The sequence below is a fragment of the Acaricomes phytoseiuli DSM 14247 genome (assembly GCF_000376245.1).
Lineage (GTDB): Bacteria > Actinomycetota > Actinomycetes > Actinomycetales > Micrococcaceae > Renibacterium > Renibacterium phytoseiuli.
Genome location: NZ_AQXM01000034.1, coordinates 1 through 20523, shown reverse-complemented (window position 1 = coordinate 20523; position 20523 = coordinate 1). Strand labels below are relative to the sequence as shown.

General features: G+C 61.1%; 20 protein-coding genes, 1 tRNA gene and 1 other RNA gene. 9 read left to right on the top strand and 13 right to left on the bottom strand.

Annotated elements, in window-relative coordinates; translation table 11 throughout:
• From C501_RS0101365 to mptB (C501_RS0101355), 3 genes are all read right to left on the bottom strand, one after another.
• On the bottom strand, nt 1–197 hold a 197-nt coding region (locus C501_RS0101365), incomplete at its 3' end, for a transposase (RefSeq protein ID WP_026174481.1).
• A 37-nt stretch (nt 198–234) separates the two neighbouring features.
• Nucleotides 235–867, bottom strand: a complete 633-nt coding sequence (locus C501_RS0101360; RefSeq protein WP_018133844.1) for an HNH endonuclease family protein — start codon at nt 865–867, stop codon at nt 235–237.
• A gap of 152 nt (nt 868–1019) precedes the next feature.
• Nucleotides 1020–2621, bottom strand: coding sequence for a polyprenol phosphomannose-dependent alpha 1,6 mannosyltransferase MptB (gene mptB / locus C501_RS0101355; protein WP_018133843.1), 1602 nt, complete (start codon nt 2619–2621; stop codon nt 1020–1022).
• Nucleotides 2622–2929: 308 nt separating this feature from the next.
• On the opposite strand from mptB (C501_RS0101355), the gene C501_RS0101350 reads away from it, so the two are divergent.
• A complete protein-coding gene (locus tag C501_RS0101350; RefSeq protein ID WP_018133842.1) occupies nt 2930–4264 on the top strand; it encodes a glycosyltransferase family 87 protein in 1335 nt (444 codons plus the stop codon).
• A gap of 38 nt (nt 4265–4302) precedes the next feature.
• Here the strand turns inward: C501_RS0101350 and mptB (C501_RS0101345) are convergent, their stop codons facing one another.
• The gene (mptB, locus tag C501_RS0101345; protein ID WP_018133841.1) at nt 4303–5946 is read right to left on the bottom strand and encodes a polyprenol phosphomannose-dependent alpha 1,6 mannosyltransferase MptB; all 1644 of its coding nucleotides are present in this window, start codon (nt 5944–5946) and stop codon (nt 4303–4305) included.
• A gap of 91 nt (nt 5947–6037) precedes the next feature.
• Between mptB (C501_RS0101345) and orn the strand changes: the two genes are divergently transcribed.
• The 4 genes from orn (at nt 6038) to C501_RS0101325 (ending at nt 8451) form a co-directional block, all read left to right on the top strand.
• On the top strand, nt 6038–6709 hold the full coding sequence (orn, locus tag C501_RS0101340; RefSeq protein ID WP_083906497.1) for an oligoribonuclease: 672 nt from the start codon (nt 6038–6040) through the stop codon (nt 6707–6709).
• A gap of 32 nt (nt 6710–6741) precedes the next feature.
• A tRNA-His gene (locus C501_RS0101335) sits at nt 6742–6817 on the top strand.
• Nucleotides 6818–6951: 134 nt separating this feature from the next.
• On the top strand, nt 6952–7524 hold the full coding sequence (gene def, locus C501_RS0101330; RefSeq protein WP_018133839.1) for a peptide deformylase: 573 nt from the start codon (nt 6952–6954) through the stop codon (nt 7522–7524).
• 15 nt (nt 7525–7539) lie between these two features.
• Complete coding sequence (locus C501_RS0101325) at nt 7540–8451, top strand: acyltransferase domain-containing protein (protein ID WP_018133838.1); 912 nt, start codon at nt 7540–7542, stop codon at nt 8449–8451.
• Nucleotides 8452–8469: 18 nt separating this feature from the next.
• Here the strand turns inward: C501_RS0101325 and C501_RS12090 are convergent, their stop codons facing one another.
• The 5 genes from C501_RS12090 to C501_RS0101300 all read right to left on the bottom strand — a co-directional run bounded on the left by C501_RS12090 (nt 8470) and on the right by C501_RS0101300 (nt 12377).
• On the bottom strand, nt 8470–9249 hold the full coding sequence (locus C501_RS12090; RefSeq protein ID WP_018133837.1) for an HNH endonuclease family protein: 780 nt from the start codon (nt 9247–9249) through the stop codon (nt 8470–8472).
• 118 nt (nt 9250–9367) lie between these two features.
• Nucleotides 9368–9745, bottom strand: an RNA gene (gene rnpB, locus C501_RS13475) — RNase P RNA component class A.
• Nucleotides 9746–9806: 61 nt separating this feature from the next.
• Entirely contained in the window at nt 9807–10013 is a 207-nt protein-coding gene (locus C501_RS0101310) for a hypothetical protein (RefSeq protein ID WP_018133835.1), read from the bottom strand.
• The gene (locus C501_RS0101305; protein ID WP_018133834.1) at nt 10010–10879 is read right to left on the bottom strand and encodes a GAF domain-containing protein; all 870 of its coding nucleotides are present in this window, start codon (nt 10877–10879) and stop codon (nt 10010–10012) included. Before C501_RS0101305 ends, C501_RS0101310 begins: the two co-directional genes overlap by 4 nt.
• A gap of 43 nt (nt 10880–10922) precedes the next feature.
• Nucleotides 10923–12377 carry a glyceraldehyde-3-phosphate dehydrogenase gene (locus tag C501_RS0101300; protein ID WP_018133833.1) on the bottom strand — a complete coding sequence of 485 codons (1455 nt, stop codon included), beginning with the start codon at nt 12375–12377 and terminating at the stop codon, nt 10923–10925.
• Between the two features lie 168 nt (nt 12378–12545).
• Here C501_RS0101300 and C501_RS0101295 point away from each other — a divergent pair, with 168 nt between their 5' ends.
• A complete protein-coding gene (locus C501_RS0101295) occupies nt 12546–13334 on the top strand; it encodes a YaaA family protein (RefSeq protein ID WP_026174479.1) in 789 nt (262 codons plus the stop codon).
• An 8-nt stretch (nt 13335–13342) separates the two neighbouring features.
• Here the strand turns inward: C501_RS0101295 and C501_RS0101290 are convergent, their stop codons facing one another.
• A complete protein-coding gene (locus C501_RS0101290; RefSeq protein WP_018133831.1) occupies nt 13343–14077 on the bottom strand; it encodes a zinc ribbon domain-containing protein in 735 nt (244 codons plus the stop codon).
• A 151-nt stretch (nt 14078–14228) separates the two neighbouring features.
• Nucleotides 14229–15107 carry a Nif3-like dinuclear metal center hexameric protein gene (locus C501_RS0101285; protein ID WP_018133830.1) on the bottom strand — a complete coding sequence of 293 codons (879 nt, stop codon included), beginning with the start codon at nt 15105–15107 and terminating at the stop codon, nt 14229–14231.
• A 112-nt stretch (nt 15108–15219) separates the two neighbouring features.
• Here C501_RS0101285 and msrA point away from each other — a divergent pair, with 112 nt between their 5' ends.
• The 3 genes from msrA (at nt 15220) to epsC (ending at nt 17379) form a co-directional block, all read left to right on the top strand.
• On the top strand, nt 15220–15744 hold the full coding sequence (gene msrA, locus C501_RS0101280) for a peptide-methionine (S)-S-oxide reductase MsrA (RefSeq protein ID WP_026174477.1): 525 nt from the start codon (nt 15220–15222) through the stop codon (nt 15742–15744).
• Nucleotides 15745–15824: 80 nt separating this feature from the next.
• Nucleotides 15825–16760 (top strand): cysteine synthase A, encoded by a 936-nt coding sequence (gene cysK, locus C501_RS0101275; RefSeq protein ID WP_026174476.1) that lies wholly within the window; start codon nt 15825–15827, stop codon nt 16758–16760.
• 31 nt (nt 16761–16791) lie between these two features.
• Nucleotides 16792–17379 carry a serine O-acetyltransferase EpsC gene (epsC, locus tag C501_RS0101270; RefSeq protein ID WP_018133827.1) on the top strand — a complete coding sequence of 196 codons (588 nt, stop codon included), beginning with the start codon at nt 16792–16794 and terminating at the stop codon, nt 17377–17379.
• 90 nt (nt 17380–17469) lie between these two features.
• On the opposite strand, the gene gndA is transcribed toward epsC, so the two are convergent.
• Both gndA and C501_RS13815 read right to left on the bottom strand, forming a co-directional pair.
• Complete coding sequence (gndA, locus tag C501_RS0101265) at nt 17470–18903, bottom strand: NADP-dependent phosphogluconate dehydrogenase (RefSeq protein ID WP_018133826.1); 1434 nt, start codon at nt 18901–18903, stop codon at nt 17470–17472.
• Nucleotides 18904–19901: 998 nt separating this feature from the next.
• The coding region (locus C501_RS13815; protein ID WP_211206320.1) for a CAP domain-containing protein at nt 19902–20523 on the bottom strand (622 nt) is incomplete at its 5' end.

The window sequence follows — 20523 nt, the reverse complement described above, 5'->3', positions numbered from 1 at the left end:
GCCTCGCGGAGCTGCTTACGCTCGTCCTCGGTCAGGCCCGGCACGCGCCCGTCTTCGATGTTTGCTTTTTTCAGCCAGTTGAACAACGAGGCTTCGGAAATCCCGAAGTCTCTCGCAATCTGCGATAACGGGGCCCGGGCTTTACGGGCCACAGCCACGACATCGTCACGGAACTCTTTCGGATAGGGCTTGGGCAAGAGATACATCCTTCCAGCGAGGACGAATCCTCACAGATCAGATGTCAACCAAACCCGGGGCAGACCCCAATGCCTGCTTCTCCGCAGAGTCGATAGTCAGTTTCCAATAGGACTTCACAGCGATCCAGGCCTTGCTGTATTCGCAGCGGAAAGAAGTCTCCGGAGGCAACCACTGCGCAGGAGTCTGGTCGCCCTTGGAACGATTAGAGGAAGCAGAGACCGCCAGCAGCTGTGGGCGGGTCAGGTCGTTAGCGAATTCCCGGCGTTCTTGCGGGGTCCAGTCCGCCGCCCCGGTACGCCAGGCCTCGGCCAGCGGAACCATATGATCGACGTCGACGGCCGAGGAGTTCGTGATCTTTACGCCGTCGTAGGCGCTGTACCAGGTGCCGGCGATGGAGTTGAAGGCCCGATTAGTCTCGACGTTCTCCCCGTCCCGGATCAGAACCATCTCCCGCGCATTGCAGTTGCCGGAGACTCCGGCCCAGGTGGGGAACTGCCGCCGGGAATAGCCCGTCATCGGGCCCTTCGGGGCTACGGCCAGCCCGGCCAGCTGGGTCTGCGCCTCTTCGGTCGAAGGGACATTCGGTAAAGCCGCATTTGCCGGCGCTGCGGGAATCAGAAGCGTTAGGCCGAGTAAGGCCGCGATGAAGGATAGGACAAGACGACGCAAGGCAACCCCCAGTGAAGTACAAGTGGAATAAAGTAGTGATCTAGATCATTCCGCAGTCACGAGAACCTGTGCAAGCACGCTCGCTGTAGCGCGGCAACTGTTCCTCTCGATGTTCCCTGCTGTTCCCTTTTGGTCTCCCCGGGTTTCTTCCCTCAGGAGCTTTTCACCGGCTTCGCGGTGCGGCGTAGGTGGGGGCGCCAGTCGAAAAGGTCTTTGGTCTTGCGATCCCAGAACATGATGTAGAGCGAGAAACCGACACTGGCGGTGATCGCCACCGCGTGCACGCCCCACTGCGGCATCCAATTGAACCCGGGCAGCCAGCCGAAGAAGTTGAGCTGATCCGTCAGAGCGATCACGGTGAAGAACACGGTCAGCAGATACATCACCTTGACGTGCCAGTCCTCATCGATTCCCGCAGCGGTGAAGAACACCATGAGCCACAACACGTACCAGGGCTGGATCATCGGCGCCGACAGCACCACAGCGGTGAAGGCCATCGCCATCCGCCAGAGTATCGCCTCGTGCTTACCGCGCAGGATGAACCAGACAGCGACGGCAAGGCCCGCCAGCTGGGCCACACCTCGGATCACCGAGGAGACCACCTGCCCGGCCGGCTCGTTGACGAACCCTATGAGGTACCCCAGGCCGACCGAGACCAACCCCACCGGGGCGTACCAGATCCAGAGTGTGCCGGGCGTGGACATAGCGGGGATCCAGCCGAACCAGAAACCGTTGAGCCAACCCATCAGCGCCAGCAGACCGCCGGCGATAGCCACGCTGCCCGTCCAGCAGGCGATGCGTCTGCCCCAGCTGGCGCCCTTACCAGCCCAGATCAGTCCGATGAAGGGCAGCGCGACCAGTGTGATCGGCTTGATGGCGATCGAGATCGTGAGCAGGACGATGCCGAGAATAGGCCTGCGGGTCAGAGCCAGGTAGATGCCGCCGAGAGCGAAGCCGAGCATCAGCGCATCATTGTGCACGCTGGCGACGAAATTGATGACGAAGAGCGGATTGGCCACGGCCAGCCAAAGACTCCGGGAAGCGTTGAACCCGAAATGATCGGCGAGCTTGCTCAGGTAATAGGCGCATAGCAGCACCCCCGCAGCGGTGACCACCCGGAACAGGAAAACCGCCAGTTCTAGCATTCCATTGCTTCGGAAGTCTCCCCCGGTGATCCAGACCACTGCTTGCTCGATCCAGAGGAAGACGGGGCCATAAGGGGTGGGGGCTTCAGTCCAGAGGGTGTCGGCTCCGAAAGAAAAATACCCGGTCAGGGAAGATATGCCGTTCTTGTACGGGTCGATTCCTGCGACCATGAGCCGGCCCTGGCCGATATACGCGTAGACATCCCTGCTGAAAAGAGGGAAAGTGAACATCAACGGCAGCGACCAGAGCACCGTCACCTTGTACAGGACCCTGCGATCGACCAGCTGCCAGTCTTTGACCCGCTGCCCCAGGCGCAACCAGGCACGGACCATCAAGATGCCGCCGATGGCCAGGATCGTGATGCACAGGATCAGCATCGGCACCGAGGTCCGCAGCCAGGCCAGGAAAGGCAAACGGATGATCGGTGAATCCAAGGTCGTCCAGCCGACTCCGAAGCCACCGAGCATCATGAGCACGGAACCGACGAAACCCTGCCAGACAGCTACTGCACCGCGGCCTGGAATGTCTTTGATCCGCCGGGCCGGCGCATGCTCGAGCACCGCAGCAGCTGGTTTCCCAGCCGGGCGCTCGGCAGTATCACGCGTCATGGCCGTCCTTCATCATGAGCCCATAGCTTCTTGAGCAGTGGCTAAGCACCGGGTCAGCGCGTCAGCGCCGTAGCTGCCGCCACTATCTCCCGGCAGTTTCTGCTTCCACAGATTGCCCCGATTTTAGCATTCACCGATGCAAAAGCAGCTGGGCCGGGAGCGCGACCCGGTCACGGCAGAAGAAGCGGCGGAGTCTGTACAGAACCGGCCTCAGCCCAGATGCCAGTTAGACTGGAGTGCCCGCCGGTGCCCACCTGCTCTTATCCAATCCAGTCCTAACAAGCCCAGCCGAGGAGAACAGCGTTTCCGTGGAAACTGAAAGCATCTACCGAGCTATCGCCAAAGCCCGCGATGCGGTCATCCCCGAACGGCTGCAGTCCTGGCTGCTGACCTCCGCTGGGATCTGGACCGGCTTCCTGCTCATCCACTTCGGCTACCTCGCCTACATGCTGGTTTTCGTCTTTCAGGGCCAGGCTTTCAGCGACACCAACATATATCGCGATTGGGCAGCAGCCGATTTCCCGTTGGAGGTGCAACCCTCACCCTGGGTCTATCCGATCCTTGGCCTGCTGCCCATCTGGCTTTCCGGTTTACTCGGCCCCGGGCCCTTTCTAGCGCTCTGGGTACTGCTGACCGCTGCGCTCAATGCCCTGGCGCTAGGAGTGTTGACCCGTTGGGGCAAGAGCCTGCCGGGCATCCGAGCCGGCTGGTGGTGGCTGAGTTTCATCGCCATCATGGGCATGCTCGGCTTCGCCCGACTAGACGGCATCACCGCTCCCATAGTGCTGATTGGCCTGGCCTTCGGCGTCGCCAGCCCGCTGGCCGCCTCGCTGATCCTCTCCGTAGCCACCTGGATGAAGATCTGGCCGGCTGCCGTGCTGCTGCCTCTCTTCGCCGTGGTTCGCGATCGCTGGAAGGTTGCCCTCGGTGGCATCCTGATCACCGCTGGCGTGACGCTCACCGCCCTGGCCATGGGCGTAGCCCCGCGGCTGCTCAACTTCCTGACCACGCAAGGTTCCCGGGGCATGCAGCTGGAAGCGACGTTCACCACGCCCTGGCTCTGGATGTCAGTGCTGAACATCGGCGGCGCCCGGATGTACATGAACACTGAGATCAACTCGATGCAGGTGGACGGCCCGGGCAGCACCGTGGCGTCTGCACTGATGCAGCCGCTTTTCATCGTGGTCGCCCTCGCCGTAGCAGCACTGATCTTCTGGGTTCTGCATCAGCGCCACCGCTCATTCGATATGAACGATCCGGCAGCGCTTGCTGTGGACCGTACCGATCTGCTGCTGCTCGGCTCCCTGGCGATGGTGAGTGCTTTTATCGTCTTCAACAAAGTCGGTTCGCCGCAGTTCATGGTGTGGCTGGGCCCGGTGGTCGCCCTGGGCCTGGCTAAGGATTGGCGTCAATGGCGCTTCCCGACGCTGATGCTCACCGGTATCGCGGTGACGACGTACTTCATCTACCCGCTTTTCTACGATGCGCTTTCCCATTACAACCCGCTGATGGCCTTTGTACTCACAGTGCGCAATGCGCTGCTGGTGATCCTGTTCATCTGGTCGGCCAAGCGCCTGATCGATTCGAGCCGGGCGGTGCATGCTGCGGACAGCGAGTCGCAAGAAGTCATAGAAAGCCGCTGATTCAGTCGGGCCAGCCCCGGCTGCGGTTGCCCCGGAGCCTATCCGGATGTTCCGCTGGAAACCTTGTTGTGCTGACCGTCATCGGCGGTTCCGGCACTCGACTTGGGCGTCGCTGCGGCCTTGGCTTTGTGCTCCGCCGGTGCCTGGAAGTGGACCAGCAGTCTTCGGGTTTTTGGATCCAGCAGCAGCAGGTAGAGCACGAAGAGGAAGGTCACCGCAGCGGTGATTGTGGCCGGCTCCACCGGAGTGTTGACGAACTGCCAGATATTGAGCTGATCCTGGGCTCCGAAGACCACGAAGAACACGACCACTATGTACCAGGATTTGATCTGCCAGTCGTTCCGAATGCCGGTTGCCGCCAGGAACGGAATGAACCAGAGCACGTACCAGGGCTGAATGATCGCGTTGAGCATCACGATGGCCGCGAAGGCCAGGCCCAGCCTGCGGATCACCTTGCTGTCGTCTCCGCGGAAGATCAGGACCACGGCGATCAGCACGCCGACCCATTTGACGATGCCGCGGAAGCCGTCCGCGATGCTGCCGCCGTCCAGACCCAGGGAACTCGTGATGGAAGCGATGATATTGCTGGTGAACCCGGAGGGCGTATAGGCGATGAATCCCGGGGTCGGGTCCAAGATCGCCTTGATCCAGCCCCAGCCGAGGTCATAGACGAGCCCACTAAGGCCCAGTATCAGCGCCGTTCCGGCAGCAGTGCCGATCCAGCAGAGGATCTTGCGGCTCCAGCTGGCGCCCTTGCCGGCCCAGAGCAGCCCGATGAAAGGCAGGATGATGACCGTGATCGGCTTGATGCCGATGGACAGACACGCCATGACGATGCCCAGCGCCCACTTGCCCTTGGCAGTGTAATACACGGCTGCCAGGGCGAAGCCAACCATCAGCGAGTCGTTATGCGCGCTGGCGACGAAGCTGATGATGGACAGCGGGTTAGCCACGGCGATCCAGATCGCCCGGCCGCCGTCGATATGGTGCAGCTGCGCGACCTTGTAGACGTAGTACGCGGTCATCGCCATGCCCGCCACAGCGAGCAGGCGGAAGAGCAGCACCGCGTAGTCGGCATCTCCCCCGGAGAGCTGGACGACCCAGCGCTCCATCCAGAGGAAGTACGGGCCGTACGGGGTCCGGGTGGCCGACCACATCGGATCTGCCCCGAGCTGGAACCAGTTGTTCAGCGCCGCAATCCCTTGTTCGTAGGGATTGATATTCTCCACCATCAGACGGCCCTGGCCGTTATAGGCGTAAACATCCCGAGAGTAGATCGGCACCGCGAAGAACAGTGGCAGACTCCAGGCGACGAGCGCCCACACCACCGGCCGGAGCGCTTCCCTGCCCCAATACCTGAGCCGCTGGCCCAGGCGCAGCCACGAGCGGACCAGGAGCATTGCGCCGAAGGCCAGCAGCAGGGTGGAGATCGTCACGCCCCAGCCCTCGGTTCGCATGGCGATGAAGAAGGGGTTCCGGGTGAGCGGGGAAGAGACGTTGAGCCAGCCGGTCCCGAAGGAACCGATGGTCATGAAAAGAGATCCGACGAACCCCTGCCAGATCGCCCAGTGCGCTGGCTGGTTCACTCCATCCGGCGGCGGCACCGTCCACAGGGACTTCAACCAGCGCAGCGCAGAAGTCACTGCGCCAGAACGCTGTTCCGCAGCCGCCCCACCGCTCACCCTGTTTCCACCTCCCGGATACGCTGATACGACATGAAGCCGCAGAAGAACCTCGAAAGATTTTACCCCGCCAAAGCGGTAGATTGATCGCGTGCCTACTTCAACTGATCGAATCGTGTGGATTGACTGCGAAATGACCGGACTAGACCTCGACGCCGATGCGCTCATCGAAGTCGCCGTACTGGTCACCGACTCCGAGCTCAATGTCCTCGGCGAAGGCGTGGAAGTTGTGATCCGCCCGGACCAAGCCGCACTAGAGCAGATGAACGATGTTGTGCGCTCCATGCACACCACCTCGGGACTGCTCGAGGTGCTGCCTGCGGGCATCTCCATGGCAGAAGCCGAATCCGAGGTCATGGCCTATCTGCGCGAGCATGTCCCCACCGCCGGCAAAGCACCACTGGCCGGCAACTCAGTCGGCACGGATCGGATGTTCCTGGCGAGGGATATGCCCGATGTGGTGCAGCATCTGCACTACCGGATCGTCGATGTCTCCACAATCAAGGAGTTGGCCCGGCGCTGGTTCCCCCGCGCGTATTTCCAGGCCCCCGCCAAACACGGCGGCCACCGCGCACTCGGGGATATCAAGGATTCCATCGCTGAACTCCGGTATTACCGGCAAACGGTTTTCGTGCCCCTTCCGGGGCCGGACAGCGCCACCGCCAAAACCATCGCCGCGCAGTTCGACCCCGGATCCGGGCCGTCCTCCGATGACGCAGCCACAGCGGATGTCACGAGCACTGGCGAGAAGGTTGTAGACTAAAAGGCGTTGTCAGCGCAGGCCGCAGACACATGGTGGGTATAGCTCAGTTGGCAGAGCGCCTGGTTGTGGTCCAGGAGGTCGCGGGTTCAAACCCCGTTACTCACCCCAGTCAGAAGGAATGCTGGCCTCGCTCAGAGGAGTCTTTGAGCAGGGCCAGCATTGCCGCTTAAGCGAAAGCACCGGTTCACCACAACTGGGTTTTGCTGGGAACCGTGCCTCGATCGTTATCCAAGGAGCCGAATATGGCAATTCATCCCGTGGTGATCCTGGGCGAGCCGGTCTTACACCAGCGTGCTGCCGAGGTTCAGCAGTTCGACGCGGAGCTTCAGCAGCTCATCGCGGATCTGCATGAAACGAATGCCGCCGCTCATGGCGCAGGCCTCGCTGCACCGCAGATCGGCGTGGGTCTGCGGGTTTTCGTCTACGCCATGGAAAACGAGGACGGCGTGCCGGCACAAGGGGTCGTCGTGAACCCCTCGCTGGTCGTGGGAAAAGTCTCGGGCAATATGCCGGATCCAGATACCGAGTCTGAAGGCTGCCTCTCCGTTCCCGGTGAGCACTTCCCGCTCAAACGAGCCGAGTGGGTCCGGATCAACGGATTCGACGCACAGGGCGAGCCGCTGCAGTTCGAGGCGACTGGCTGGTTCGCACGTTGTCTGCAGCACGAGTACGACCACCTTGACGGCAAGCTCTATGTGGACAGAGTCGCTGACCGTCATCAGCGCAAAGTGCGCAGGATCACCAAAGACCGGGGCTGGGGCGTACCGGGCCAAAGCTGGATGCCCGGTGTGGATCCGGACCCCTTCGGGCATTAGTCGCTGGTACCCAACGTGCCTGAACCTCTCCTCGCCGGATCTGCAGAACAGCTCCTCGAGCTGGCCGCCTTCGAAGCAGAAGACTATGCCGAAGCCGTACCTCTGCTCGCTACCGCGCCGGATGAAGCGACTTCCTCGTGCCTCCAACTGCTCCGGGAGCGCCTAGGGCGCAGCGACCTCCCAGCACTCAGCACGCCCCCGTCGGCGCGAGAAGAGACGCGTGGCAGTGGTTGGCAGAGCAGCGCGGAAGAACTGCTCTGGCTGGAAGCGTATCTGCGCTTCTTACCCGAGCAACTGGCCTGGTACCGGGAACGGAATATTCCGGACTCGGTAATCCAGCAAACCATGGCCGATATCGGCCGTCAGACAGCGATCTCTCGCCGCACTCTAGGCCGTTTTGGCATCGAGACCTGGCAGTGGTTGGCCGAGCAGGCCAGCGGCATGCTGTATCAGCTGGGTCGATTGCAGTTCCAACTGGGCTCCATGCCCGCTGAGTTGAAGGCCCTGGACGGCGAAATAAGCACTGAAGCGAATATCCTGAACATCCATATCCCCGAATCGGGCCCACTCACTGCGCCTGAGGTGCTGAGCTCCTTGCTGGCAGCTCCGGGGTTCTTTGCAGAGTTCTTCCCGGAACAGCCCGTGCGATACGCCCGTTGCGTCTCCTGGCTGCTGGACCCATATCTGGTTGAGCAGCTGCCGGCGCACGCTAACATCAGCCAGTTTTCGAGGCTGTTCACACCTTATGGCACCGGTAAGGAAAGCAACGAGGACGCCGTATACTTCGTTTTCCGGACCCGGGAGCATCACGATGTTTCGGCCCTACCGCGGGCGACCACATTGCAACGCATCGTCACCGAGCGGATCGAGAGCGGGGGCAGTTGGCGCATCGTTCAGGGCTATCTTGACCTCGGCGGATTCTCCTGACAGCAGATACCCCTGAAATCACAGTGCGGACGGCATGCTCATCGTCTCTGGGCAGCTTCTGAGCACGCTCAACATCGCGGCTCGTTCGCCACTGTCCACCCAGAGACCATAGCTGGCTTTGACCGAGACTTGCCGCGCCACGTAATGGCAGCGAAATGCTTCCTGGGGCAGCCAAGCGGCGGCATCAGCATCGCTTTTCCGGCGATTCGCCGGCCCGTCTACCGCGAGCAGATTGAGCGGATCGTTGGCAAGGGCCAGACGGCGTTCGGCGCTCAGCTCCGCAGCACCGGAGCGCCAGGCGTCAGAGAGTGCGACGACATGGTCGATCTGCACTTGTGCAGAAGTGCTGCCGCCCCGGCGGAAGCTGATCTCCTGGCCGGTATACGGGTCACGGAGAAGGCCCGAGCCGATAACGCACTCTGACCCTGACTCGGCCTCGCTCGAAGGCTCCAGCAGGTCGCGCCGCAGGATATCGTTACGGGTGTCGCAGCCATTGCGATCGACGTCCGCCCACGCCGTGCCGAAGCTGCTCCGGTCGTAGCGGTGTTGAGTTTCCTTGACCTTGACCGGCAGACCCTCGAGCAGTGCCAGAGCTGGTGCGGGTTGGATGCGGAGCACCGGACCTCCAGACTCCCCCGGATCGGCTACGATCTGCGTTTTCATCGCATCGACAAGACGGAGATACTCCGTGGCGCCTACGAGTGCACCCAGCAGGAAACCGCAGAGCAGGCCTACGGCGGGCAACCAGAGAAGGTAGCTGCGCAGCAGTCGAAACAGCGTGGAGACCAGACGGGGCATATCGCCATCGTAGGAAAGGTTTCGTCCCGAAACCTGACCGAAAACTGCCGTTGTGGATTATCAATTGTCCCGTACGATGTCACTCATGCTGAGGCAGGCTGTTCAAGGCAGAGGATGAAGGATGGGACAGCCTGTACGCCGGGTTCTGTCTCCCGTCGCGATTGCTCGCTACGAGGAGGCGATCATCTATCTAGGGATGGCCGTTGCCGGCATCCTCGAGCGGCCTACCCGGGTGCTCGGACGAGCAGCCCTCTAACACACCCTGCCTGGCCTTGCTCCGGGTGGGGTTTACCTTGCCTTTCTGGTCACCCAGAAAGCGGTGGTCTCTTACACCACCGTTTCACCCTTACCGCAGAGCACGAGGCTCTACGGCGGTCTCTTCTCTGTGGCACTGTCCTGCGGGTTACCCCGAGTGGGCGTTACCCACCACCCTGCTCTACGGAGCCCGGACGTTCCTCGGGTCGTGTGCACGACACGCGATCGCCCAGCTGTCCCATCCAGCCTTCAAGTCTAACGCAGAGACCCACTCAGTGAGCGCATCACGGGCGGTGAGCTGATCAGACTTCGGCGGAGAAGCTGCTCACCGGCTTCGTGCTCGCGAAGCGTCCGAGCAATCGACGGCGCTGCGAGGCCTTGGCGCTCCGGAGCGCCTCCTCCCAGATCCGCTCCATACCGGCACGCGCCTCAGCATCGGAGGATTCCTGAACCGTCGTCGCAGCACCCGAGGTCCGGCGTTTCAGTACACCGAAGGATCGTTGTGTCATGGTGCCTCCTCTCCTACCGCTATTCTACGGTCTGCTGACCGCTCTCCGGAGCTTTCCACGACACAAGATGCTGGTTCTGTTTCCAGATCTCCGATGAGCGCGAAAGCGACGGCTAGAAGCTTCGCCATCGCCCGCACTACTTGCACATCGTCCTCGATCAGATCACCTGGACGAGCCGCATCCACGGTGAGCATCCCGTACGCCTCGGGGTCGCAACTGATGGGCGCTGAGATGAACGTCCGGTACCCGTTGCCGCTGCCCAGGTAGTCTTCCGGCCGCTCTTTGCGGATATCCGGTACGAAGAGGAAGGGAACTCCAGATTCCAGCAGGAACATCAGTGCTCTGTCTCCCCGTCCGCCATCCCCCGCACGGAAAGCGCCCAGAGGCTGCCGCAGCCCCTCATAGCGGAGCACGGAGAGCTCGCCGCCATCGGGGTCCAGCGAGTAGATGACGGCTCGCACGTCCCTGGCTTTGCGGAAGACTAGGACGAGAGCCATCACCGCCTGCCGGGCGAGCTCCCGCAGCACGGCATGGCGTTCCGCTCCTCGCTGCCCGGGCATCACGGCGATCATCGACGCCATCTGAGCCAGCTGGGAATGCAGGACGTTGTTCAGCGTTCGGTCCCGGGTGATCAGCCTGCGGTCCCAGATGGTCGCGCTGATCTGGATGAGGACACTGAGCATCAGGATGCCCATGGCCCACCACAGCAGCTGCGGCGCATCACGCGCCAAGAAGAGCAGCGCGGTAGCAACCGCCGGGCTGATGATGCCCAGAAGTTTGGCCAAGAGGGCGAGTTCGTCGGCACTCAGCAGCTGCGGAGTCCGCCGCCTGCCTGATACCGTGCCGTGCCCTTGCCTGGAATCCATACTTCCACGCTAGGGCCCGGCACCGACGGTATCGGGCTCGCGCTCAGGTGCTGGGGAAAGCCGGCGGATGCACTCCGGCCATCTCCTCCATCACCCGGACCACCTGGCAGGAATAGCCGAACTCATTATCGTACCAGAGGTAGAGCACCAAGTTCTTGCCCGAGGAAATCGTGGCCAGACCGTCGACGATACCGGCCCTGCGCGAACCGACGAAGTCCGTCGACACCACCTCCGGCGAATCGATGTAATCGATCTGCCGGTGCAGCTCGGAGTGCAGGGAGATATCGCGCAGATAGGCGTTGACCTCGTCCTTGGCAGCCTCGGTTTCCAGCCTCAGGTTGAGAATGGCCATGGAAACATCCGGGGTGGGCACGCGGATCGAGTTCCCGGTGAGCTTCCCCGCCAGTTCCGGCAGGGCTTTGGCCACGGCCTTGGCAGCCCCGGTTTCGGTGAGCACCATGTTCAACGCGGCCGAGCGGCCCCGCCGATCGCCTTTATGGAAGTTATCGGTGAGATTCTGATCATTGGTGAAGGAGTGCACCGTCTCCACATGGCCGTGCTCAATGCCGTACTTGTCATTGAGCACTTTGAGCACCGGGGTGATCGCGTTCGTCGTACAGGACGCCGCGGAAACGATATGGTCCGTATCGGCAATCTGCTGATGGTTGATCCCGTGCACGATGTTCTTCAGGTCGCCCTTGCCCGGGGCGGTCAGCAAGACCCGGGCAACGCCCGGGCTCTGCAGGTGCTGCGCCAGACCGTCAGCATCTCGCCAACGCCCTGTGTTATCCACGACGAGCGCGTTGTCGATACCGTAGGCCGTGTAATTCACGGCTGCTGGATTGTCCGCGTAGATCATTTGGATCAGGGTGCCGTTTGCCAGGAGCGTGTTGTTCTCCGGATCCACCGTGATGGTGCCATTGAAGGGCCCGTGCACGGAGTCCCTGCGCAACAGACTGGCCCGCTTGATCAGATCCTGCTCCGAGCCCTTACGGACCACGATGGCGCGCAGCCGCAGGCCATTGCCCCCACCTTCGTGCTCGATCATGATCCTTGCCAACAGCCGGCCGATGCGCCCGAAACCGTAGAGCACGACGTCCGTGCTGGTCCGCTCGTCACTGCCCTGCCGATCAACGGTCTCGGCGAGCTCCTCGCGCAGAAATTCCTCAAGCGTCAGCTCTTCGCCATCGGCCAATTGAGCTTTATACCGGAGGCTCAGCCGGGCGAGGTCCACTGACGCCGGCCCCAGCCGGAGCCGGGACAGGGCCTCCAGCATCGGCAGCGTCTCCTCGACCGGGAGCTCGACATCGTCGATCTGACGCGCCCAGCGATGCGCTTTGAGAATATCGATGACCGACTGATTGATGAGCGAGCGACCGTAAACACTGGTGATCACGTTGTTCTCGCGGTAGAGCCGGCCGATAAGCGGGATCATGGCTTCAGCCATGGCCTCCCGTCGTGCCCAGGTGTTATAGGCGAGGGCGGGATTGACTGTCACAGAGGGTCCTTCCTGAATCGAAACTTCGTTGGTCCGAATTCTTGCTTCATCAACGCTACCAGGGCTTTCTCAGCGCCCTTGACCACCGCCAACCGGCCCGAATATGAGCTTGGTCACAGCGGCTTCGGAGATGAAATCTTCCCGTTCGGGCGGATAGACTCGGTGCCCGTGCTGATTCTGCTTCCCGCCTCCGAAGGAAAAACCCCCGCTACCAGTGGCGCTGCTGTGGACTGGGAGGGGTTGTCTTTCCCCGAGCTGACCGCGGCCCGCCGACAAGCGGCTCACGGATTGCAAGAAATCTCCGCTCACCCCGACGGCCTGGCAGAGCTAGGCCTCGGCGCTTCGCTCGGTGAGCAACTCGAGCACAATCTGCGCGTGCACACCGCTGCGGCGGCCCCCGCGCACAAGGTGTACAGCGGCGTACTGTACGACGCCCTCGACTACCCCGGGATGACCGCTGCGCAACGGAAGAAGGCGCAGGAGGCGATCATCGTCTTCTCCGGGCTCTGGGGGGCGGTCAGTTTCGCGGACTCGATCCCCGCCTACCGGCTGCCGATCTCCGCCGGCCTGCCCGGCACCGGGCGCCTGGCCGGCTACTGGCGAGAGCAGCTCACGGCGAGCCTGAATGCACGTGCTGAAGGAGAGCTGATCATCGATTGCCGCTCGAGCGGATACGCCGCGATGTGGGTCGCCCCTGCGGAACGCTCCGTGGAAGTGAAAGTGTTCCAGCTGCGGAATGGCAAACGATCCGTAGTCTCGCACTTCGCAAAGCACACCCGCGGCGAACTGGCCCGGCACCTGCTGACCCGGCGAGGCAAAACCCCCGGCAGCCCCGAGGCTTTGCTGAAAGCCGCTCAGGAGCGCTGGGAAGCAGAGCTATCCCCCGCCAAGGGCAAAAACGCTCACACGCTGTCACTGATCCTGCCCGAAGGGGTCAGCTTCGCAAAAAAGGGATAGCTAAAGCCTCAGCCCCATTCCGAAGAACGCACCAGGATGCACCCTGAATCCGGGCAGAAGACGATATCGTCTTCTGCCGCTTTGCCGATCTCGGCCAGATCCCCTGGGCTCAGCCTCATCCCGGAACCTTCGGAGAGACCATGGAAAAGCCTGGCCGCACCGATTCCGCGGCGTTCCAGGGTCTTTACGTAAACACTCAACAGCTCCGGGGCGAAACTAGCGGCGAGCTCCTGCCGCTGGGTCGCCGTAGCTTCCTGCTGCTGAGTCACTTCCCGCAGCCGGGCGCCAAGTTCAGTACGTAGGGCATCCCGTTCTTGTCGCCTCTGATCCGCTACGGATTGCTGCTTCTCATGCCGCTCCGTGACTTCTTCGAGGGATTCCATCAAGGCCAGTTCGATGTCTTCGAGTTCGGCACGGCGGCGGGCCAGCGCTTCAAGATCCGTCTGCAAAGCCATGAGATCCTTCGAAAGACCGCCAGCGTTGAGCCTGGTCTCGTCCCGTTCGATGCGGGAGACCACCCGCTCCACATCTTCTTCGGAGCGTTTGACCGCGCTCTGGGCATCAGAACGCTCCAAGGACAACCGGTCAGCATCGGCCTCAGCAGCCGCGGCCTCCGCGGTCAGTGCCGCAAGTTTGGGGTCTTCTTTCAGCTGCCGGGCCTGCCCCGCCAAGCTTTTGAGCTGACCATCCAGGGCTTGTAATTCCAGGAGTCTGAGCTGCTCCGCGGCCGGTGCCTTAGCCATTACCTATCCCTCATTATTCTCATCGCGCCGGTGCGATACCGCCCGGCCAGTCCATCTAGTTTATGCTTTCCGACCGCGGCCATGAGCAATCCGCGCTCGACGAGGAGCTTAGATCAGGCGCTCACGGCTCGATCATGCTCCGGGGAGAGGCTCAGGAACGGCCGGGAGTCAGAATGAAATCCCAGGGGTCGGTGTTGCTCTGGCTCACCCGCAGTTCCACGGCGAAACCCTGATCCCCCAGCACATTGCCGAGAGCCTTCGCCGCCGCGGGCAGCCAGAGCCACTCCGAGGCGAAATGCGAAACGTCGATCAGGTAGGGGCGGCCGGATGTTGCCCCCTGACCGCCCCGAACCTCATGCTCCCCGGCTTCGGAAGCCGGATGGTGGCGCAGATCCGCGGTGACGAAGACGTCGGCTTCGCTCTTCTGCGCTGCTCCGAGCAGGGAGTCCCCCGCACCTCCGCAGACCGCCACTCGTCGGACCAGTGCCTGGCGGTCTCCGGCAACCCGCACTCCCCCGGCGACTGCCGGCAGCACGCTGAAGACCCGCTGGGCGAAATCGCCGAGGGTCATCGCCTGGGACAGATCGCCGACCCGGCCGATGCCTTCCTCCGGCAAGCCGCGCTGAGCGGCCTGCAACGGAGTGACTTCCTCCAGCTCCAAGGCGTCGGCGAGCACGTCGGAGACGCCGCCCACAGCGCTGTCACCATTGGTGTGCACAGTCAGCAGAGCGCAACTGTTCTCGATCAGCTGGTGAACCACCTGGCCTTTGCCGGTGGTCGCGGCAACAGAGTTCACGCCCTTCAGGAACAGCGGATGATGCGCGATGATGAGATCAGTGCCCCAGTCCAGGGCCTCGGCGACAACATCCACGGTAGGATCCACCGCGAAAAGAATCCTGGATACCGGAGCTCCGGGCCTGCCGACGACGAGTCCCACCGCGTCCCAGTCCTCGGCCAAGGATTCCGGCCAGAGCTCCTCGGTTGCGAGCATCACCTGGGCAAGCGCGGGTACAACCTCTTGCTCCTCCATATGAACCATCCTAAGCATGGCGGTCCTGGCCACCGGTGAGGGCCGGAGGCATTTCAGAAAATTCATGAGGAATCCCGGGAAGGCCCCAGGGGTGCCCGTGGTTGAAACAGATGTGAAAACTTTCATCTTAGGCGCAGGCTGCTTCTGGTGCCTCGACGCTATCTACCAGAAAACCAAAGGAGTCTCCGACGTCGTCTCCGGTTACACGGGAGGCCGTACCGCTGACCCGGATTACGAATCGGTCTCTGCCGGGGGCACCGGTCATGCAGAGGTCGTCGCGGTCACTTTCGATGAAACCCAAGTGCCCGAAGAAGTGATCCTCGGGCTGTTCTTCACCGGCCATGATCCGACGACGCTCAACCGCCAGGGGTACGACGTGGGCACGCAGTACCGCTCATCGATGTTCTATAGCGACGACGAGCAGAAGAGGATCTTCGGCAAGGCCATCGAGAAGGCGCAACCGCTCTGGGAGCACCCAATCGTCACCGAAATCTCCCCGCTGTCGGTTTTCCACCCGGCCGAGGAATACCACCAGAACTTCTACGCCAAGCACCCTGAACAGGGCTACTGCCAGGTGATCATCAACCCGAAGCTGGCCAAAGCCCGGAAATATTACTCTGCGTGGCTGCTTCCCTGAAGCTGCTTCGCGACGCCTTGACGCTGCGATTAGGCTGGCCGATAAGTCTGCAGAAGAAGTCGATACCGGGAGAGATGACCATGGCGAAGATCTACGAGAACGTAACCGAACTGGTTGGCCGCACCCCTCTGGTGAAACTGAATCGGCTGACAGAGGGCCTGGATGCCACGGTGGCCGTCAAACTGGAGTTCTACAACCCGGCCAATAGCGTCAAAGACCGCATCGGAACCGCGATCGTCGATGCCGCAGAAGCATCCGGCGCGCTGCAGCCAGGCGGCACCATCGTCGAAGGCACCTCGGGCAATACCGGAATAGCACTCGCGATGGTTGGAGCCGCCCGCGGTTACAAGGTCATCCTCACCATGCCGGAGACCATGTCCACCGAGCGCCGGGTGATGCTGCGCGCCTACGGCGCGCAAATCGTGCTCACCCCGGGTTCGGAGGGTATGCGCGGGGCCGTGGAGAAAGCCCAGGAGATCGTGGCGCAGACCGATAACGCGATCTGGGCCCAGCAGTTCGCCAATGCGGCTAACCCGGAGGTCCACCGCACCACTACGGCGGAAGAGGTATGGACGGACACTGACGGGAAAATTGATATCTTCGTCTCCGGTGTCGGCACCGGGGGGACGATCACCGGCGTGGGGCAGGTGCTTAAGGAGCGCAAGCCGGAAGTCCAGATCGTGGCCGTCGAGCCGAAGGACTCCCCGATCCTCAACGGCGGCTCACCCGGGCCGCATAAGATTCAGGGGCTCGGCGCGAACTTCGTCCCGGAAGTGCTCGATACCGGGGTCTACGACGAAGTCCTGGACGCGTCACTGGAGGATTCGATCCGGGTGGCGAGAGAACTCGGGACCAAGGAAGGTATTCTGGGCGGTATCTCCTCGGGGGCTATCGTCTGGGGTGCTCTGGAATTGGCGAAGCGCCCGGAGAACGCGGGCAAGCTGATCGTCGCGGTAGTCTGCGACTTCGGCGAACGCTACATCTCCACGGTTCTCTACGACGACATCCGAGGCTGACTGAGGTTCGCAGACAACATGAGGCTGGCCAATGACTTTCTTTTCCCGAGTGCGGGAAGACTTGAAGACCGCTGCTGCTCACGACCCGGCAGCCCGCAGCAGCGCGGAGAACGTCTTCATCTATTCCGGGATGCACGCTATCTGGATGTACCGGCTGACCCATCGGATGTGGCATAAGCCGACACTGCGTTTCCCCGCACGGGCGCTTTCCCAGCTCACCCGCTGGCTCACCGGGGTGGACATCCACCCCGGTGCCACCATCGGCAGACGATTCTTCATCGACCACGGAATGGGCGTGGTGATCGGCGAGACCGCCGAGATCGGCGACGATGTCATGATCTATCAGGGCGTGACCCTGGGCGGGCGCTCCCTGGCGAAGGTCAAGCGCCACCCCACCATCGGCGACCGGGTCACGATCGGTGCCGGTGCGAAAATCCTGGGGCCCATCAGCATCGGCTCGGATAGCGCTGTTGGCGCCAACGCCGTCGTGGTCAAGGACGCCCCGCCGGAATCGATCATCACGGGCATACCGGCTACCTGGCGGCACCGGGATGCACGCAAAGAAACCGCACCGGCAGTGGATCCAGCCGAGTACGTCGACCCGGCAATCTATATCTGAGCCGTCCGTCTACCTAGACCGGTTTTTGAGGCTTTCCGTGACTTTTGATGCGATACGTAGAACATCAAAAGTCACGGAAAGCCTCAGAAGTTAAGCCTCGACTTCGCTGCGACCCTCGCTCCAAAGCGTGTGGAACGACCGCTCCGGGTCTGCATCGATGCGGTGGTAGGTATGAGCCCCGAAGAAATCGCGTAAGCCTTGGGTCAACGCTGCCGGCAGCCGCTTGCGACGCAGGCCGTCATAGTACGCCAGGGAGGCCGAGAACACGGGCACGGGAACTCCCATCTGCACCGCAGCAGTCACCACGCGCCGCCAAGCCGGCAGAGCATCGTTGATGGCTTCGGTGAACGCCGGGGCGAAGAGCAGGTTCTCCGGCCGTTCCGGCTGGGAGTAGGCGGCGGTGATGTCCTTGAGCAGATCCGCCCGGATGATGCAGCCCTCCCGCCACAACGAGGCGATCTCACCCAGTTTGAGATCCCACCCGTATTCCTCGGATGCGGCGGCCAGCATATCCATGCCCTGCGCATAGCTCACGAGCTTCGATGCGAAAAGCGCCTGCCGGACGTCTTCGACGAACTCCGGGCTCACCGCGGGCCGGCCTTCCTCCCCTGCCAGCAGCTCTTGCGCCTGCGCGCGCTGCGCTGTCTGCGAGGACAGGCCGCGGGCGAAGACGGATTCCGCGATACCGGAGATCGGCGAACCCAACTCCAGGCCAGAGACCACGGTCCAGCGGCCGGTGCCCTTCTGCCCAGCTTGGTCCGTGATGATATCCACGAAAGGCTTGCCGGTCTGAGGGTCGACGTGGCCGAGCACCTCGGCGGTGATCTCGATGAGGAAGGATGCCAGCGTGCCCTGGTTCCACTCGGCGAAGATCTTCGCCTGCTCCGCGGGCTCCAGCCCAGCACCTTGGCGCAGCAGATCGTAAGCCTCACCGATGAGCTGCATATCCGCGTATTCGATGCCGTTATGCACCATTTTCACGAAGTGCCCGGCGCCGTCGGTGCCGATCCAGGCGCAGCACGGCTCGCCGTCGTCGGCTTTGGCCGCGATTTTCTCCAGCATGGGGCCGAGCACCTCGTAGGACTCCTTAGAGCCGCCCGGCATGATGGACGGCCCGAGCAGAGCGCCTTCCTCTCCGCCGGAGACCCCGACGCCGACGAAGTGCAGGCCTTTTTCCGCAAGAGCTTCTTCACGCCTGCGAGTGGCCTCGAAATGGGAGTTACCCGCGTCGATGATGATGTCGCCTTCGTCAAGCAGCGGCATGAGCTCTTCGATCACAGCGTCCACAGGAGCCCCGGCCTTGACCATGATCAGCACCCGGCGCGGACGTTCCAGAGCGGCGACCAGCTCGACCAGAGTCTCCGTGCGGACGAAATCACCTTCATCGCCGTGTTTCGCCAGCAGCTCGTCCGTACGCGCCGTGGTGCGATTGTGCAGTGCCACGGTATAGCCATTTCGAGCCAAGTTTCGGGCCAGGTTGGCCCCCATCACAGCGAGTCCGGTAACACCGATCTGAGCGGGCATGGTTCCTCCGTACCTAGACAAGGGATCAACGTGAACTATTCACTTCTACCACCAGCCTAGTCTCTTCGAAACAGGTGCGGCTCGGTTCTGCCAGCGCCGATTTTGCACTCCATGTAGAAGTCTGTATATTTATCTCCGGCTTCCCACTCTGGTACCCCCCAATAGCCAGAGTGGGAAGCCTTTTCAGTGCTGAGTGCAGAAGCAACAGGCCAGAACAGGGAGCGGATTGGCTCCCAGAGGCCAGAAATGAACCGGTACATCTCCGGCAGTTGCGTTTCCGGTCTTGCCGCATTCTGTCAATCCCGGCCGATCCCAAACACATTTAGACGCCTCAGAACCGATGACGGGATTCTGTTGGAGAATATCTGCAGCTGCACTGCGATATCGAGCAAAGCTGGATCAATTTCGCTCATAGTAATCACAGCATCGACCCTCTTTATTCATAGGCCCCTCGAGGTACTTTTCTCGTATGAAAAATAAAAACATGGTTTTATCTTTTGGGAAGAAAAGTCTTTCGCTCGCCGCAGCCGGTGTTCTTGCTATGGGCCTAGGATTCATCAGCGCCGGCTCCGCCCAGCGACCCGCAGGGCTGAGCCCTCATCTACTGAGAGGAGGTCGCAGTGAAAGACACCGTGACTCTGCGGTTCGCCGCGACCACCACGGACGATAAGTAGGCTTTGCAATATCGCAAAGCCTACTTATCTTAACCAGTGTTTTGGCTGATAAACTGCAAAGAATAACTAGGGTATAGCAAATTCATGTATGGCCTGAGCCATCTCCACATCAGTTCCTAGAATTCTATGAATTGAGTCTCACCTTCATCCAGACTTCTTATAGCTAAAGCAAACCCGCAGTTGAGTAGTCATCCAAGCTCTACACGCTCATAATTTTTTATAGTAATTACTGCTCGGATTTTCATTACCTGAGGCAAAAATACGTCGGAAATGCTAGCTCAGAAGAGATTTCGATTTTTCATCTCGGAAGAGGCCCTGTAAAAATTATTTGTACTTTGCGAAAACTTGGACAGCAAAAGCTTCTCCGGAACTCGATGTAGCAAATCCTATGCCTACATCCGTGTAATCCCCTATCATGTTTCCGTAGTGCCCTGGGCTATCCACCCATGACTGATGCATTGCGGGTATATCTTTGTTGCCTCTTTTGACGATGTTCTCACCGCAACGAGACCAACCAGCTGGAATCTGCTTGGAATAGTATGGATTATGCACATATGCCGCGTCGCCGGAGGCCATTCTTTGAGCATAATGTTGGGCCACTCTTGCTAAAAATTCATTGACCCTTAAGGGCTGCTTACCTGCCAGTCTTCTTGTCTCATCAAGGAGACTTTCGAATTGGCCGGCTTCATCTCTATTGAGAATTTCTTTACCCACCACCTGATGCTCGGTCCCAACTGAAGACCCGTTGGTAGAACTAGCTGCTGACGCAACCGCTCCGCCTGAACCAATGAGTGCAACAACCAGAAGGGGTGCGAGTGCATAATTAAAAACTGGACGATAATTCTTCATAAAATTACTCCCAACAATGAAATTGATTGATTGTTTATCGAACACCCCCCAAATACTATTTACACACCATGGGATACTTAAAGTATTTTCATAGCAT

What these genes read in the sequence shown, in the direction of transcription:
- mptB (WP_018133843.1), bottom strand. Translation starts at nt 2,621, where the DNA reads ATGACGCGTGATACTGCCGAGCGCCCGGCTGGGAAACCAGCTGCTGCG.
- def (WP_018133839.1), top strand. Translation starts at nt 6,952, where the DNA reads ATGGCAATTCATCCCGTGGTGATCCTGGGCGAGCCGGTCTTACACCAG.
- C501_RS12090 (WP_018133837.1), bottom strand. Translation starts at nt 9,249, where the DNA reads ATGCCCCGTCTGGTCTCCACGCTGTTTCGACTGCTGCGCAGCTACCTT.
- C501_RS0101310 (WP_018133835.1), bottom strand. Translation starts at nt 10,013, where the DNA reads ATGACACAACGATCCTTCGGTGTACTGAAACGCCGGACCTCGGGTGCT.
- C501_RS0101305 (WP_018133834.1), bottom strand. Translation starts at nt 10,879, where the DNA reads ATGGATTCCAGGCAAGGGCACGGCACGGTATCAGGCAGGCGGCGGACT.
- C501_RS0101290 (WP_018133831.1), bottom strand. Translation starts at nt 14,077, where the DNA reads ATGGCTAAGGCACCGGCCGCGGAGCAGCTCAGACTCCTGGAATTACAA.
- C501_RS0101285 (WP_018133830.1), bottom strand. Translation starts at nt 15,107, where the DNA reads ATGGAGGAGCAAGAGGTTGTACCCGCGCTTGCCCAGGTGATGCTCGCA.
- cysK (WP_026174476.1), top strand. Translation starts at nt 15,825, where the DNA reads ATGGCGAAGATCTACGAGAACGTAACCGAACTGGTTGGCCGCACCCCT.
- epsC (WP_018133827.1), top strand. Translation starts at nt 16,792, where the DNA reads ATGACTTTCTTTTCCCGAGTGCGGGAAGACTTGAAGACCGCTGCTGCT.
- gndA (WP_018133826.1), bottom strand. Translation starts at nt 18,903, where the DNA reads ATGCCCGCTCAGATCGGTGTTACCGGACTCGCTGTGATGGGGGCCAAC.